We start from the raw sequence: 15,262 nt of genomic DNA, 5'->3' as shown, positions 1-15,262 counted from the left end.
AGTGGTGAGTGGTGAGTGGTGAGTGGTGAGTGGTGAGTGGTGAGTGGTGAGTGGTGAGTGGTGAGTGGTGAGTGGTGAGTGGTGAGTGGTGAGTGGAATTATGTTAAATAGATAAAACAATATTTGTGAAACCGACTTGCCGTATACCCAATGACCCAATGACGTTATGCAAACACCACCATCCTGTCCGGATACCGTGTAGCATAGCAGGATACGATGTTTTTGATGTAGTCATTGCCCGGGTAGGGAGTCAGGTAGTTTTTGAGTTGCTGCACGTTATTAGCATCAAAATAGTGCGAGATGTAGCCCATACCGTAAAACTGGCCTTTTTCAACCAAAATACAGCTGTGTTCATCGCCGGTACGGCCTTCATCGCGGATGGCATAGGTAGGCAGGGCAAGTTTAAGCTGGTCAATGGCGTTGTTAACCTTTTTGTTATAGTCCTCTACAGATTCAACACCTTCGCAGGCGCATTGGCTGCCGGCGGTACCGGTACATGGGGCCGTGTTGGTTTGTATAAAGCAAAGCTTGGGGCATAGGCCAAAAGCTTCTATCAGTTTGTTAAGCAGATTATAACCATCCAGCAATGAGTTGCAGGTATAAATAACATCGCTGAATTTGCGGCGTTTATCAACCGCCAGCCTGGTATAGCCGCGCTGATCTTCAAAAGCATACAGGCAATAGGCGTTTTCAAAGCGTTTTAACGACCGGTTGTATTTTGGCCACAGGCGTTTAATCTCGATGGCTTCCAGCACAAAAGCAATCAACTCCGTGCCGCAAACCTGGTAGCTTACCTGGTGAATATTGCGTAAAAACTCCTGCCGCTGCAAGCCCGGGTTGTTGCCCGTGAAATGGCTGCTTACCCGTTTTTTGATGTTTTTGGCTTTGCCAACATAAATCACTTTCCCTTTTTGGTCATGAAAATAATATACGCCCGGCGAGTATGGCAATTGCTCTACATCTTTTTTTGGCAGGTTGGCGGGCAATACCTGTTCCTTTGAATTTTGCTTAAGTGCCTGTTTAATATGGCCCTCGCTATCGCTGTTTATTAACAGGGTAAATAACTCGGCGGTGGCTTCGGCATCGCCGGCGGCGCGGTGGCGGGCTTCGTTATCTATACCTAAATGGCGGCATAGGCGGCCAAGGCTATAAGATGGCAGGCCGGGCAATATTTTACGGCCCAGGCGTACGGTACAAAGCTTGTTCAGTTGTAAATCGTATCCGGCGGCGGCCAGGTGGTAGCGCACAAATGAATAATCAAAATTTACATTATGCGCTACGAAGATTTTGCCGTGTATCAAATGGTAAATATCAGCCGCAACATCCTCAAAGGGCGGAGCGCTTTGCACCATCTCGTTGGTAATACCTGTTAAGGCGCTGATATATATGGGTATTTCGCGTTGGGGGTTAACCAGGGTTTGAAAACGTTTTACAACTTTTTTACCATCATGTATGCATATGGCAATTTCTGTAATGCCATTGGCGCTGGCATGCCCCCCGGTAGTCTCGATATCAACAATTGCATACATATTTCAAATGTAATACAAGTTTGCTAATTATTTTAGTGTTATTTTATTTTTTAGTCGGGAAGATGGAAAGTCCAAAAGACGGGAAGTCCGAAAGATGGAAGTTCGAAAGTCCGAAAGTAGGGAAGACGGACAAGATTATAAACCTCTCAGTTAATATCAACCTCTCTATTAAATGGATGATTAAGCTTTCTCTTCAGCCGTTTCTACGGCAAGTCTTCTGTCAACCTTTTGGATATCCTCGTTTTGGTAATCTTTTTCAATCAGCCCGTCGCGCATACGCACAATGCGGTGGGCATGCTTGGCAATATCTTCTTCGTGGGTTACCAGTATAATGGTATTGCCTTTGGCATGGATATCTTCCAGCAGGCCCATAATTTCAATAGAGGTTTTGGTATCCAGGTTACCGGTTGGTTCATCGGCCAGTATAATAGAGGGGTCGTTAATAAGAGCCCGCGCCACGGCCACACGCTGACGCTGACCACCAGAAAGCTCATTTGGTTTATGGTCAACCCTATGCTCCAAACCAACATTTTTAAGGGCGGCGTTTGCGCGCTCGGTACGTTTTTCTTTGCTGATGCCGGCGTAGATCAAGGGCAGGGCAACGTTATCAAGCGCGGTATTACGGGGCAATAGGTTAAACGTTTGGAAAACGAAACCAATCTCTGAGTTACGCACTTCTGCCAACTCATTATCGGTCATGTGGCTTACATTTATTCCGTTCAAAATATACACGCCCTTAGTTGGGGTATCCAGGCAGCCCAGGATATTCATCAGCGTTGATTTGCCGGAACCTGACGGGCCCATCAAAGCCACAAATTCGCCTTTATTTATGGTTAACGACACCGATTTAAGCGCGTGAATAACTTCGCTACCTATCACGTACTTACGTCCAATCTCGTTTATGGTAATTAAAGGCTTGTCTTTTAATGGCTCCATGAATGTTTTTTTATTTGGACTGTTGATAGGGGCGGAATGTTACAAGCTTTTTGTTTTTATTAGTTGGGAAGTCAGAAAGTCCGGAAGTCCGAAAGACCGGAAGTCCGGAAGTTTTTGTTAAGCGGTAAAGTTTGAAAGTGTTGTTTCACTTACTTTCCGTCTTTCGGACTTCCGGACTTTCCGACTTCTTAAAAAATTACTTCTCAATCACCTTAGCCACCAAAAAGTAGTCTTTATCGTGCTTAGGAGCGTTTTCAAGTGCTTCTTCGTGGGTTATTTCTTGTTTTACCACATCCTCGCGCAATATGTTGGCCCCATCGGTCATGTAAATAAGCGGTTCTACGCCGGTGGTGTCCAGTTCGTTTAGTTTGGCCATAAAGTCAAGGATTTTGCTCATATCCTGTATCATGTCCTGCTTTTCGCTCTCGTTTAGCTCTAAGCGGGCCAGGTGGGCAACTTTTTCAACTGTTTCTTTATCTATGGTCATGTCGTTTGCAGTTTGTTTTTTATAATTTCAAATACCTCATCGCGTAGCGCATCGGCATCCTCCAGTGTTAAATGGGCCGTTTCAATGGGTTTATGTACAAATATATTACAAATTCCGGGTCTGCTGCCATATTCTTTGCCGGTATCCCAAAGCACTTTCCAGGTATCCAGGGATGATATGGGCAAAATGGGTACTTTCATTTCAATTGCCAGCCTGAACGGGCCGTTCTTAAAACTATGCAACTCGGGCGGATAATCTTTCGGGATAGTGGCTTCGGGGAAAATAACTACGCTTACCCCGTTTTTAATACGCTCTGCAGCAGTTTTAAAAGCGCGGAACGACGACATTTTACTTTCCCTGTTAACCGTAACATCAATGGTCTTAAAAAAATAGCCAAGTACATAATTGTTCAGCAATTCTTCTTTCCCCATAAAACAAATATTGTTTTTAAGGATGGTATTTATGGCCGATACATCAAGGTTTGATGTGTGGTTGCCGCATATTACATAAGTTTTTTTCCAATCCAGCGGCTCTTCGAAAGTAGCGCTGTAAAAAATTCCCGAAATGCTCGAACTCAAAAAAATAATAAGTCGCCGCATTTGGTTAATGTACCGGTATCTACTGGTTTTTTGCCTGAGTATATATAAAACCGGGTAACAAAGGGTGAAAAAGACGGCTATGCTATACCTATAAAATTTGGTATGGATCCTTTTCAGTGTTAATTTCATGTTCCCCAAATGTAAAAAAAATACTGGTTTCAGAAAGCTTAAAGCTTAATGTGAAAGGCCTAAAGCTAAAATTTTCATGTTAACTTCATTTGCAGGTCTCAATAAATTTTATGCAATTGTTTGTAGCTTTTCGGATGTGGCCAGCTTTTGTTGGATGATGGCGTAAACGTCATCGCGCAAGGCATCGGCACCGGCAATTGTAAGGTTACTGGTATCTATGGGTTTATGTACGTAAAAATGGCAAATGCCTGGCCTGCTGCCATATTTGGTGCCGGTATCCCAAAGTATTTGCCAGGTGTTTACAGATGTTACCGGGATGATGGGTATTTTATGTTCAATAGCCAGGCGAAACGGTCCGCTTTTAAATTCACACAATTGGGGCGGATAATGATCTGAGATCATTCCTTCGGGAAAGATAATCAACGAAACTCCTTCCTGTAACTTTTCGGAGGCTTTTTTAAAAGCCCGGAAAGACGACATTTTACTTTCACGGTTAACCGGGATATCAACCGAGCGGAAGAATATACCGGTTACCAAACCATTTTCCAGTTCCTGCTTGCCCATGAAGCTGCAGTTGCTATTTACCAGAATGCACATGGCCGAAATATCGAGGTTGGAGGTATGATTCGGGCAAATGATATAAGGTTTGCTCCAGTCAACAGGCTCTTCATATTCAAAATTATAGAAGATACCTACCATGGCCGAACTGATATACCCCCAGGCCCGGCGCAGTTTGTTCATGCTATGGTACCGGGAGTTTTTTTTAGAAAAATATTTAAAAAAAGGCCATAATAAAAAGTAGGAAAGCGCTACACTCAATACGTATAAATAGATGTGCACTTTTTTCAATATCATTTTCATCGCCATCAAAAATAGAAAAATTCCTTACTTTCGCCACCTATGGAAACTGTTGTTAGTGGCATCCGTTCGACCGGAAATTTGCACTTAGGAAACTATTACGGGGCTTTGCAGAACTTTATAAAAATGCAGAATGAATATAACTGCTTTTTTTTTATTGCCGATTTGCATTCGTTAACCACGCACCCAACCCCCGCCAACCTGCATAGTAATGTAAAACAGGTTTTGGTGGAGTACCTTGCCGCGGGTATCGACCCGGAAAAGGCTACTATTTACGTACAATCAGATGTGCCCGAGATTAGCGAGCTATATTTATATTTAAACATGAATGCCTACCTGGGCGAACTGGAACGCGCTACATCGTTTAAAGACAAAGTACGCGCCAATCCCGATAATGTGAACGCGGGCCTGCTTACCTACCCGGTATTAATGGCAGCAGATATCATTATCCATAAAGCAACCAAAGTGCCTGTTGGTAAAGATCAGGAGCAACACCTGGAAATGGCCCGTACCTTTGGTAACCGTTTTAACCGGCTGTACAACCACGATTATTTTCCCGAGCCTTACGCCTTTAATTACAGCAGCAACCTGGTAAAAATTCCGGGGCTTGATGGTAAAGGTAAAATGGGCAAGTCAGAGGGGGAGGGTAATGCCATTTTCCTTTGCGATACCCCCGAAGCCATCAAAAAGAAGGTAATGCGTGCTGTTACCGATGGCGGGCCAACAACCGAAAACCAAACCAAACCGCAGGAAATTCAAAACCTGTTTGATTTGATGAAGGTAGTATCATCTGCGGATACCGTTGCCCATTTTGACGATTTGTATAACAAAATGGCTATCCGTTACGGCGATCTTAAAAAACAGCTTACCGAGGATATGATCATTGCCACGGCGCCCATCCGCGAGCGGATAAACGCCATTGCGGGCGATGCCGATTATTTAAGAAAAGTGGCCGCCATGGGCGAAGAAAAAGCCCGTGCAAGCGCCTCAAAAACTATTAGGGAAGTACGGGAAATTATAGGGTTTAAGAAATTTTAAAAATTATCTGAACCGGAATTAAACGAATTAAGGAATTTTCGGAATTTATAACAGAAGCCCTGAAAGGGCTTTTTTGACATTTAAAAGTTGAAATAATAAAGTATTGAGCCTTTTAAAATTCAAGTAATTCTGTAAATTCGACAAATTACGGTTCAGACAAATTCATTATCAAGAAAAAATGCACATAGCTATTGTAGGAAATATTGGCGCCGGTAAAACCACGCTGACTGAAATGCTGGCCCATAACTACGGCTGGGAACCACTTTTTGAAGCCGTAGACAATAACCCCTACCTGGAAGATTTTTACAGCGACATGAAACGCTGGAGTTTTAACCTGCAAATTTATTTCCTGAACAGTCGCTACCGCCAGATTATCGATATTCAGAAAACCGGCCGCAATATTTTACAGGACCGTACCATTTATGAGGATGCCTACATATTTGCCGAAAACCTGCATGATATGGGGCTGATGACCACCCGCGATTATCAAAACTACGAATCGATATTTGAGAACATTACCGAGTTTATAAAACCGCCCGATTTGTTGGTTTACCTTAAAGCATCGGTGCCAACCCTGGTAAGCAACATACAACGCCGTGGCCGCGAATATGAAATAGGCATCCGCCTGGATTACTTGTCAAAACTGAACGAGAAGTATGATAAATGGATCAAAAACTATAAGCTGGGCAAATTGCTGATCCTCGATAAAGACAACCTCGATTTCGCCAATAATACCGAAGATATGGCTACCATAGTTCAGCTGATTGAACGGGAAATTAATGGGTTGTTTTAGCGGTTAGTTAGGTTTTACGTCGGACGTTTTAAGTTTTACGTAAACCAGATGAAAAAAATATTCAAAAACGTATAACGTAATACGTAAAACGTATAACTGAATGAACATTTTAGGTATAATTCCCGCCCGTTACGCATCTTCCCGATTCCCGGGTAAACCTTTAGTTGATATTGCCGGTAAAAGCATGATTCAAAGGGTGTATGAGCAGGCTAAGAAATGCGTTGATGTTGCCGAGGTAATAGTGGCGACCGACGATAGCCGCATATTTGATCATATACAAGCCTTTGGCGGAGTTGCGGTTATGACAGCCGATGACCATCAAAGCGGTACCGACCGCTGTGCTGAAGTCGCCTCCTTACATCCTGAATACGATGTGATTATCAACATCCAGGGCGATGAACCGTACATCAACCCGGAACAGATAACCAAGCTGGCTACCTGCTTTAACGATCCCGGTACCCAAATAGCTACGCTGATAAAAAAGATACTGACCAGGGAAGAATTGTTTAACTACAACTCACCCAAAGTGGTTATCAATAAACTATCCGAGGCGGTGTACTTTTCGCGCGCTACGCTGCCACACGTCCGCGCACAGGAGCCCGACAACTGGCTTGAATTCTATACTTATTTTAAACACATAGGCATTTATGGCTACCGGGCAGATGTGTTGCAGCAAATTACTAAACTCCCCATCTCGGGCCTAGAGAAAGCCGAAAGCCTTGAACAACTGCGCTGGATTGAGAATGGCTACCGCATAAAAGTTGCCGAAACAGAACTGGAAACCCATGCGGTGGATGTGCCGGCTGATTTGGAAAAATTGAATTTGTTTAAATAACTAAATAGCTAAGCAGGCGAAAAACTTACGAAGTTTTTAAAACTTCGTAAGTTTTTCGCCTGCATTTGGTGGGCAAGTACGCCTTCAGCCTTAAGCTTTTCGTTTTCAGCTTTCTATCTGTTTTCCAGCACAGCAAACTTACTCCCGTAATCATTTAACTCGTCCTGGAATTGTTTATGCAACCCGGTTTCGTTGTATGCTTTGGTGGTTTCTGCCAATCCGTTCAATACATACAGCTGAAATTGTACTTCGCCAACGTTAAGGGCTTCGGGTTTATCTTTCAAAAGGGTATAATTATAGGCAAGCTGGTCGGTAAGGTAATTGCTTATGCCTTTGGCATAGCGGTTGGCCAGCTCCTTGTCGTTGAGTTTATAGGCTAATTGGGCCAACAGCAGCTTACGATGAGCGGTATCAATGTTGGGGTTAATGTCGGGCATTTCCTGGTCAAACTTATGCAGGGCATTTAGGGCCAGGTCGCTGCGGCCATCTTTAATCAAGCCCTGGGCAAGGTCGTGAAAGGTGGTTTCCAGGTAAGGGTAAAACTGGGTTTTGCTTACATCGTCAAGGTAGCGGGCATGTTTAAAATTACCGTATTTAAACTTGTTCATTACGTTGTTGTACATCACCAGGCTGTTTACCTTGCCTAACTGGTCGTGCACTGCTGTATCGGCCTTAAATGGAATGAGGCGGTAGGTAAAACCTTCTTTATACAGGTAAGGCTGCATTCCCATCATATATTCAGGAGCTACGCCGATGGTGAAACATACCGGGCGTTTCCAATCGTTATGGGCCAGCAGGTCTATTATGGCCAGCTTATCTTTGTATAGGTAATCGCCGGTATATGTCCACTCCATGCTGTTGGTCAGCTTAGCCTTTTGTTGCGGGGTTACCACGCCGTTTTTTACCAGCTCATCCGGATCCACTTTAAGTTTAAAGTTTTTGGTGGGCAGGTAGTTCATGCTTTCGCCGCTTTGGTATTGTACTTTGGTGCGTTCATCGTCTGATGTAATAAAATCAAATACCTCTTTTAGGTCGACCGGGCCAGGTATTTTGGCATCATTATAAGCCATAAAATCGCGTACGCCCTGTTTATATTTGTCAAAAGGCATGGTAATGGGCAGCGGCGCCGATTGGTTCATGGGCTTTTGCATCTGGCGGATGTACCAATCGCCGCTAAACAGGCTGGTACAAACTATGCGCACATCGGGCCTTACGCCTTCAACTTCCTGGTCGTACCAAAGGGAGTATGTGTCATTATCGCCATTGGTAAAAAGGATAGCATTTTTTGGGCACGAGATCAGGAAATTATAAGCCATATCATGTGCCGTCATCTTGGTCGACCGGTCATGATCGCCCCATTCCTGCCTGGCCATTAAAACAGGCGCAACAAGCAAGCAAACAGCCACCGAAGCAAAAGCAGCTCCCTTCGCATTTACTTTTCGCCGCATAAAATCATTAATAGCCAGCACGCCGAGGCCTATCCAGATGGCAAAGGCATAAAAGGAGCCTACGTACGAGTAATCGCGCTCGCGGGGTTGTATATTGGCCTGGTTAACGTATAGTACAATGGCCAGGCCCGTAAAAAACCACAGCAGGGCAATAACTATAGCATCGGCTTTTTTGCGTTTAATGTGGTAGGCCATACCTAATAAGCCAACAACCAAAGGCAAGGCATATAAAGGAGTATAGGCGTTAGAGCTGGTTACGGATTTGGGCAGGTGTTTGCTGCCATCAAACCAGCCCGATGTCCAGTTGCCGTCTATTGATACTGAGCTGGTTTGGCCATCGGCATCATTGTAGCGGCCAACAAAATTCCATAAAAAGTAGCGCCAGTACATCTGGTACATTTGCCAGCTTAACATCCACTTCATGTTATCGGCAAAAGTGGGGCTTTGCCCGTCGGCTAATTGCAACCATTGTTTGTAAAACTGTACGTTCTGGGCATATTGCGGATCGCCCTGCGTACTGTGCATCCTGGGGATCAGTGTATTGTGATCATAGGTATTGACAAGTTTTTTGCCGCTTACTTCGTACCGTTCGGCACCTTTGCGGTACAGGTTTTTACCTTCCTGCTGGTCGGTAAGTTTGGCGTCAAAGTACGGGCCGTAAAGCAGCGGCGTTTCACCATACTGTATGCGGCCAAGATAATCGTTAAGTGTAAAAGCATTGTCCGGATGCGAGTTATTCAGATCGGTATTGGCGGTAGCCCGGATAGGGATATAAAAAAATGATCCGTAACCAAAGTAAATGAAGGCAAGGCAAATCAGCGCCAGGTTTAGCGCCGGTTTTTTATGGCGGATGCTATACCGGATACCCAGGGCTAATGAAGCTACAATCAGCATTACAAAACACATGGCACCGCTGCCAAAACCCAGGTCCAGGGAGTTCACAAAAAACAGGTCGGAGTAAGCTGCCAATTTGATGGTGTATTCCCTGATGCCATACTGTACCAAACCAAGTAATACGATGCTGAGCAAAAATACCACGATGCCGCTTTTTACAGTTGGGTTTTTATACCTGCGGAAATAATACACCATGGTAATAGCCGGGATGGTTAACAGGTTAAGCAAGTGGATGCCGATGGACAGGCCCATGATGTAGGCTATTAAAACTATCCATTTATCGGCGCCGCGTTCATCAGCATGTGCCTCCCATTTTAAAATGGCCCAGAATACTACAGCTGTACAAAGCGAAGACAGGGCGAATACAATGGTCTCTACCGCCGAAAACCAAAAGGTATCGGTATAAGCAAAGACCAAAGAACCAACCAGGCCGGCCCCCATTATCGCAATCAGTTGTGATGATGTGATTGTTTCGCCTTTTGCGACAAGTAGCTTTTTGGCCAGCGCGGTAATTGTCCAGAACAAAAACATTACCGTGGCAGCGCTTGCAAGGGCCGAACCGAGGTTGGTAAAATAAGGTACTTTAGTTTTATCGCCCATGGATAGCAGCGAAAATACTTTGCCCAGCATGGCAAACATGGGGTAACCCGGCTGGTGCGATACCTGCAGGCGGTAGGCGCAGGCTATAAACTCGCCGCAATCCCAAAAGCTTACTGATGGCTCGAGGGTTAAAACGTAGGTTGCAAGGGCAATGAGCAGGCAGGCCCAGCCCAGCAGGTTGTTGACTTTGTTGTACTGCATTATTAATAAGGTTGTAATTGTTTTATCATACGTGAATGCGGTACAATTTCGAAGTAAAATATCAGAACGCCATGAGTATTAACATCTGCTTAACATCTTTTAACAAAATTTAACTTATTGATTTTGAGTGAGTAGGTAAGGATGGCTTACCGTATAACCCTGTAATTAATCACCAATAAATTAGAGGCAAAAACAATAACAACATTATCAAATTTAAAACGTACAAAGAATATTAGCCGATTTAACAAATACCCAATATCTGGGCGATAAAATGGCTGGTTAACCAATAAGAAAGCGACCTAATAATCATCAATTAATAAATCGTAGCTTTTCAGTAAATCGCTCAGGTATTTAATGTTTTTGGCCGTTATTGCTCTTTCTTTTGTTTAAATTACAAAAAATACACCTGGATAAACCTTTCAGTCATGAGAACCAGACAGCATCATTTTATCAACAATAAGTGGATTGATTTCAATGCCGATAGTGAATTTGAGGAGGCAAAATGCCAGCTTGTACTTGTATTTGGCGCCGCCCAGTTAATTACAGTGCCGGCAGTTTATGAGTATCTGCAAATAAAATATCCCGCTGCCGATATTGTTTTTTCTTCAACTTCGGGCGAGATACTGGATAACGAGGTTTATGACGATAGTATTGTAGTTACTGCCATCGAGTTTGAAAAATCAGGCATAAGTTGTGCTACAACCCATGTAAGCAATCAAACCAGCAGCTTTGAAACGGGTGCTTACCTGATGTCGCAGCTGGATAAAAATGGCTTGAAATGTGTGTTCATTATTTCCGATGGTACGTTTATCAACGGAAGCGACCTGGTGGCTGGTTTTAATAGCCATAACCTGAATAATGTACCGGTAACAGGTGGCCTGGCAGGCGATGCAGCCAGGTTTAACAGCACTTTTACCAGCCTTAACAGCATACCCGTGCAAGGTAATGTAATCGCAATTGGCTTTTATGGCGATAATCTGGTTATCAGACACGGTTCAAACGGGGGATGGGATGAGTTTGGTCCGCAGCGTACTATTACCAAATCTGATAAAAATGTATTGTTCGAGATTGATAACAAGAGTGCGCTTGACCTTTACAAAGAATATCTTGGCGAATATGTAAAAGAGTTGCCGGGATCGGCTCTGTTGTTCCCGTTATCATTAAGCATACCAGGGTCTGATAAAAAGTTAGTACGTACAATTTTGAGTGTTAACGAACAGGAAAAATCCATGACCTTTGCAGGTAACCTGCCAGAGGGGAGCCACGTGCGGCTGATGAAAGCCAATTTTGATAAGCTGATAAATGCATCGTCAACTGCGGCAACAGATGCTTCGGATAGGGCGGCGGCCACTAATCTTGCCATTATGGTGAGCTGCGTAGGTCGTAAACTGGTGCTTAACGAGCGTACCGACGAGGAATTAATGGTGGCTAAACAGGTTTTTGGCGATAAAACGGTGATTGCAGGCTTTTACTCCTACGGCGAGTTATCCCCATTGAACAAAGGCTCAAATTGCGAACTGCACAATCAAACCATGACCATTACCACTTTTACTGAGAACTAATTTATGGACTACCATTACCTGTTAGCTAAGCAAATAAGAAAAATGCTGCCGGCCCAATATCTGCAGGATGAGGCTATTTTGCAGTTTTTGAGTGCTGTAGATAATAGTTTTAAAAACTTTGACAAATCAATAAGGCTTGCCGATCATGCCTTTAACATCAGCGAACGCGAATACCTGGCTGTAACGGATGATCTTAGACAGCAAAATGAGATCAAAAAAAGATCTATACAGCAATTGAAGGAAGCTATAAAAGCACTTAACCCCGATGTTGAGCTAAACTTTTCCGATTCGGATGATGACCTTATCCATATCATCAGCTTTTTGCAGGAACGTATAACCAAGGCCAAAGAACTGGAAGTAGAGCTTATTCAATCAAAGGAACTGGCCGAAAAAGCGGCGATGGCCAAAGCGCAGTTTCTGAGTATCATGAGCCATGAAATACGTACCCCAATGAATGCCGTAATAGGCTTTACGCATTTACTCATTCATCAGGACCCTAAGCCGGAGCAGAAAGAATTTTTGGGCTTTTTAAAATTTTCGGCCGAAAACCTCTTGGTGCTTATTAATGATATATTGGATTTTAGCAAAATTGAGGCGGGTAAAGTTGAATTTGAACACGTTGATTTCAGTATTACCGATCTGATAAAAAACACCCGCTTATCGCTTTTGCAAAAAGCAAACGAAAAAAACATCCAGATAAAACTGATGATGGATCATGACCTGCCAAACGCTATTATTGGCGATCCGGTTAGGCTGGGACAGATTTTGACCAATTTAATAAGCAATGCAGTTAAATTTACCGAAAAAGGAAAGGTTACCATTACAGCTACAATGGCCGGTAACGACGGCGACAGATCAATCATCGATTTTGAGGTTGCTGATACCGGTATAGGAATTATGCCCGATAAAATTGACCATATTTTTGATAGCTTTAGCCAGGCCAGCACCGATACTACCCGCAAATACGGAGGCACGGGATTAGGTTTGACCATTACAAAACGCCTTTTGCAGTTACTGGGTACCGATATAAAAGTGAAAAGCGAATTTGGCGTAGGATCTGTTTTTAGCTTTAGCCTTGCGTTTAAAAAAAGCAAAAGGCACTTAAGCAGTACATCAGACAGCGACGAGTTTTATGCCTTAAAAAGTTTAAAAGGCACCAGGTTGCTAATAGCCGAGGATAACCAGATTAACGTAATACTGGCTAAGCATTTTATGAAGCAATGGGATGTGGAATGTGATGTGGCCGAGAATGGCGAAATTGCACTGATGCTGGTACAAACCCGTGATTACGATATGGTGCTGATGGATTTACAGATGCCCGAGATGGATGGCTACCAAACCACCACGGCAATACGCAACTTAGAGGGCGAGAAATATAAAAACCTGCCCATTATAGCGCTTACCGCTTCGGCCATGCTGGATATACAGGATATGGCATTTACCGTTGGGATGAATGACTACGTGAGCAAGCCATTTAATCCTAACGAACTTCACCGCAAAATAGCTTTGTATAGCGGGCATAAGACAACAGTTTAACTATTGTCATTTCATCGGTTTGTATATTTTGTAATTATCTCAATTATAAAATGTTACAAATCAGCATGTTTATTAAATACCATGGTTCGGCCGTTTTTTCTCAACAAGTACACCAAAGCCTGAAAATTTTCTTACTTTTGTATCCCGTACACAAACATTTGGTTTCGGCATAAAACCGCAGCCATTTTTCAAAAAAATCATGACTAAATATATTTTTGTTACGGGTGGCGTTACCTCGTCGTTAGGAAAAGGTATTATCTCAGCCTCATTAGCCAAATTACTTCAATCGCGCGGTTATCGTGTCACTATCCAAAAGTTTGACCCCTATATCAATATTGATCCGGGAACGTTAAACCCATACGAGCATGGCGAATGCTACGTAACCGAGGATGGCGCCGAAACAGATTTAGACCTTGGTCATTACGAACGCTTTTTAAATACCCCAACATCAAAAGCAAATAACATTACTACCGGCCGTATTTATCAAAATGTGATCAATAAAGAGCGTGAAGGTGCTTTTTTAGGTAAAACGGTACAAGTGGTACCACACATTACCGACGAAATTAAACGCAATTTCCGCATTCTTGGCGAAAGCGGTGATTATGATATCGTGATTACCGAACTGGGTGGTACTGTGGGAGACATCGAATCATTGCCTTATATCGAGGCTGTACGCCAGTTCAGGTGGGAGATAGGCTCGGGTAACTCATTGGTTATTCACCTTACTTTGGTCCCTTTCCTTGCGGCCGCAGGCGAGTTAAAAACCAAGCCAACGCAGCACTCAGTAAAAATGCTGCTTGAATACGGTATCCAGCCGGATATTTTGGTTTGCCGCACCGAGCATCACCTGAATATGGATATCCGTAAAAAAATTGCGCTTTTCTGTAACGTGAATATCAACGCGGTAATCGAATCTATAGATGCATCGACCATTTACGATGTGCCCTTATTGATGCTGAAAGAGCAACTGGATAAAACCGTACTTACCAAATTAAAACTATCGCACAAAAATGAGCCAAGTCTTGAAAACTGGAAAGATTTCCTGGGCCGTTTAAAAAACCCTACCGCCGATGTGCGCATCGCCCTGGTAGGTAAATATGTAGAATTACCGGATGCCTATAAATCCATCACCGAAGCGTTCATTCACGCGGGTGCTGCCAAAGAGTGTAAAGTAAGGGTTGAATATATACCATCAGAAAGCCTGACGCCCGGAAACGCTGTAGAAAAGCTTAAAGGCCTGCACGGTGTACTGGTTGCCCCCGGTTTTGGCGAGCGCGGTTTTGAAGGTAAAATTGAAGCTATCCGCTATGTTCGCGAAAACAATATACCTTTCTTTGGTATTTGTTTGGGCATGCAGTGCGCGGTAGTGGAGTTTGGCCGTAACGTGTTGGGCCTTGAAAATGCCAACAGCACCGAAATGAACCCCGACACCAGGCACCCGGTTATTGGTATGATGGAAGATCAAAAAACCATCACCAACAAAGGTGGCACCATGCGCCTTGGGGCCTATGCCTGCGAGTTGAAAAAGAACAGTAAGGCTGCGGCTATATATGGCAAAACCAGCATATCCGAAAGACATCGCCATCGTTACGAGTTTAATAATAACTACCTAAAACAGTACGAAACCGCTGGATTAATCCCTTCGGGAATTAACCCCGAGAACAATTTGGTGGAGATTGTAGAATTAAAAAATCACCCGTTTTTTGTGGGCTCGCAATTTCATCCCGAATTAAAATCAACAGTTGCAAATCCGCACCCACTTTTTATTAACTTTGTCGCCGCTTCACTGGCTTATGCCCGTAAGAAATAAGTAATTG

12 protein-coding genes are annotated in these 15,262 nt (G+C 43.6%); 6 read left to right on the top strand and 6 right to left on the bottom strand.

The window, feature by feature from the left end; genetic code table 11:
• Positions 1-164: 164 nt before the first annotated feature.
• The 5 genes from BMX56_RS23035 to BMX56_RS23015 form a co-directional block, all read right to left on the bottom strand.
• Positions 165-1,529: an exonuclease domain-containing protein gene (locus BMX56_RS23035; RefSeq protein WP_090652043.1), complete on the bottom strand. Its 1,365-nt coding sequence runs from the start codon at positions 1,527-1,529 to the stop codon at positions 165-167.
• A 180-nt stretch (positions 1,530-1,709) separates the two neighbouring features.
• A complete protein-coding gene (locus tag BMX56_RS23030) occupies positions 1,710-2,465 on the bottom strand; it encodes an ABC transporter ATP-binding protein (protein ID WP_090652042.1) in 756 nt (251 codons plus the stop codon).
• Positions 2,466-2,661: 196 nt separating this feature from the next.
• The gene (gatC, locus tag BMX56_RS23025) at positions 2,662-2,952 is read right to left on the bottom strand and encodes an Asp-tRNA(Asn)/Glu-tRNA(Gln) amidotransferase subunit GatC (RefSeq protein WP_090652041.1); all 291 of its coding nucleotides are present in this window, start codon (positions 2,950-2,952) and stop codon (positions 2,662-2,664) included.
• Positions 2,949-3,551: a lysophospholipid acyltransferase family protein gene (locus tag BMX56_RS23020; RefSeq protein ID WP_255369899.1), complete on the bottom strand. Its 603-nt coding sequence runs from the start codon at positions 3,549-3,551 to the stop codon at positions 2,949-2,951. The genes gatC and BMX56_RS23020 overlap by 4 nt, the downstream gene beginning before the upstream one ends.
• 237 nt (positions 3,552-3,788) lie before the next feature.
• Positions 3,789-4,421 (bottom strand): lysophospholipid acyltransferase family protein, encoded by a 633-nt coding sequence (locus tag BMX56_RS23015; RefSeq protein WP_255369898.1) that lies wholly within the window; start codon positions 4,419-4,421, stop codon positions 3,789-3,791.
• Between the two features lie 159 nt (positions 4,422-4,580).
• On the opposite strand from BMX56_RS23015, the gene trpS reads away from it, so the two are divergent.
• The 3 genes from trpS (at position 4,581) to kdsB (ending at position 7,204) form a co-directional block, all read left to right on the top strand.
• The gene (gene trpS, locus BMX56_RS23010) at positions 4,581-5,576 is read left to right on the top strand and encodes a tryptophan--tRNA ligase (RefSeq protein ID WP_090652038.1); all 996 of its coding nucleotides are present in this window, start codon (positions 4,581-4,583) and stop codon (positions 5,574-5,576) included.
• Between the two features lie 178 nt (positions 5,577-5,754).
• The gene (locus BMX56_RS23005) at positions 5,755-6,369 is read left to right on the top strand and encodes a deoxynucleoside kinase (RefSeq protein ID WP_090652037.1); all 615 of its coding nucleotides are present in this window, start codon (positions 5,755-5,757) and stop codon (positions 6,367-6,369) included.
• Positions 6,370-6,469: 100 nt separating this feature from the next.
• The gene (kdsB, locus tag BMX56_RS23000) at positions 6,470-7,204 is read left to right on the top strand and encodes a 3-deoxy-manno-octulosonate cytidylyltransferase (protein ID WP_090652036.1); all 735 of its coding nucleotides are present in this window, start codon (positions 6,470-6,472) and stop codon (positions 7,202-7,204) included.
• 113 nt (positions 7,205-7,317) lie between these two features.
• On the opposite strand, the gene BMX56_RS22995 is transcribed toward kdsB, so the two are convergent.
• Positions 7,318-10,347: a glycosyltransferase family 117 protein gene (locus tag BMX56_RS22995; RefSeq protein WP_090652035.1), complete on the bottom strand. Its 3,030-nt coding sequence runs from the start codon at positions 10,345-10,347 to the stop codon at positions 7,318-7,320.
• Positions 10,348-10,772: 425 nt separating this feature from the next.
• Here BMX56_RS22995 and BMX56_RS22990 point away from each other — a divergent pair, with 425 nt between their 5' ends.
• The 3 genes from BMX56_RS22990 to BMX56_RS22980 all read left to right on the top strand — a co-directional run bounded on the left by BMX56_RS22990 (position 10,773) and on the right by BMX56_RS22980 (position 15,255).
• Positions 10,773-11,909 (top strand): FIST signal transduction protein, encoded by a 1,137-nt coding sequence (locus BMX56_RS22990; protein WP_090652034.1) that lies wholly within the window; start codon positions 10,773-10,775, stop codon positions 11,907-11,909.
• A 3-nt stretch (positions 11,910-11,912) separates the two neighbouring features.
• Positions 11,913-13,445 (top strand): response regulator, encoded by a 1,533-nt coding sequence (locus BMX56_RS22985; protein WP_090652033.1) that lies wholly within the window; start codon positions 11,913-11,915, stop codon positions 13,443-13,445.
• Positions 13,446-13,644: 199 nt separating this feature from the next.
• Positions 13,645-15,255, top strand: coding sequence for a CTP synthase (locus BMX56_RS22980; protein WP_090652032.1), 1,611 nt, complete (start codon positions 13,645-13,647; stop codon positions 15,253-15,255).
• The last annotated feature ends 7 nt before the right edge of the window (positions 15,256-15,262 follow it).

This window comes from Mucilaginibacter sp. OK283 (assembly GCF_900110415.1).
Lineage (GTDB): Bacteria > Bacteroidota > Bacteroidia > Sphingobacteriales > Sphingobacteriaceae > Mucilaginibacter.
This window is presented reverse-complemented; position numbering and strand designations above follow the sequence as displayed.